Here is a 1233-nt window from a genome sequence, read left to right on the forward strand (position 1 = left end):
CTCAGCTTTGCACGTTGAAGTAGGTGCATGACGTAGGCGGTGGCAAGGACGGATGATGCCGATTACGGAGTTCTTGTCGTGTACGCGTGTGTTCGACGAGTTCGAGTCGCTGTCTCCAGCCCAGCGCCATCACGCGAAAACCTACGCCACCGGTCTTGTTGCGGCCAGCAACAAGACCGTGGCAGGCATCGCACGCGAAGTCCTTCCAGCCAAGGGCAAACGCGCCCTCAACAAGTTCTTCACCGAGTACGACTGGGACGAACAGCAATTCAACCACGAACGCCTCGAAGAACTCCAAAAACACGGTGAAACGCGCTGGTCACAGGGTGGTTACATCATCCTCGACGACACGATCACCGAGAAAGCCGGGGACGAAGTCCCCGGCGTCGGCCACTTCTACGATCACGCTGAAGGTGACACTGTCTGGGGCCAAGACCTCATCTACGCCTTCTACGCCGACGATAAAACCGCCTACCCACTCACTTTCCGCCTCTACGAAAAACAGGACGAAGATGACCAAGACCACGACACCAAGTACGATCTCGCCCGCGAGATCGTCACCGAACTCGAAGAAGAGGTAGGTGTGCCTGCGGACACCTACCTCTTCGACTCGTGGTTCGCTCACGATTCTGGTCTCGTTGAACACATCGAATCCTACGGCAAGGACTGGATCGGCCCGCTCCGGAGCAATCGACAGGTGACCTACGGCGGAGAAGAGCTAAGCGTCGATGCGCTGGCAGAGCGCATCGACACCGCAGAGCGCAACATCGAGGACGATACCTACCACATCTGGACGAAGAAGCTTCCCGTCTCCCAGCTGGGAGACGTGAAGCTGGTTATCGCCGAGAAAGAGACCGATGAAGACGAAGAGAATCCGGTCAAGTACCTCGCTACGAACAAAATCGACGCACCGACCGAGCACGTGATCCGCTCTTACGGGATGCGCTGGCGCATCGAGACGTTCTTCGAGGACTCGAAGCAGGATCTCGGCTTTGGAGACTGCGAGATGCAGACCGACGAAGGTGCCAGTCGGCACTGGCACCTTCTGATGGCTGCCTACAGTCTCGTTCGTCTTGATCCTGAGTCGAGCGCCTTGGGGACTGTTCGCTCGAAGGCGTCATCGCTTCGAGCGAACCTCGAACACTCCCTGAAGGAAGCCGTCTACAACCTTCTCTCGTGGGTTCGAGACAACGATGATCGCGGTATCGATGACTTGATGACCGAGATCGACCA

General features: G+C 57.3%; 1 protein-coding gene. It reads left to right on the forward strand.

Annotation, left to right across the window (positions count from 1 at the left end):
* Nucleotides 1-52: 52 nt before the first annotated feature.
* Nucleotides 53-1233: IS701-like element ISHala1 family transposase (locus ACFQEU_RS16185; protein WP_379783833.1), on the forward strand; the 1181-nt coding region annotated here is incomplete at its 3' end.

Source organism: Halorubrum tibetense, assembly GCF_042661865.1.
Taxonomy (GTDB): Archaea; Halobacteriota; Halobacteria; order Halobacteriales; family Haloferacaceae; genus Halorubrum; species Halorubrum tibetense.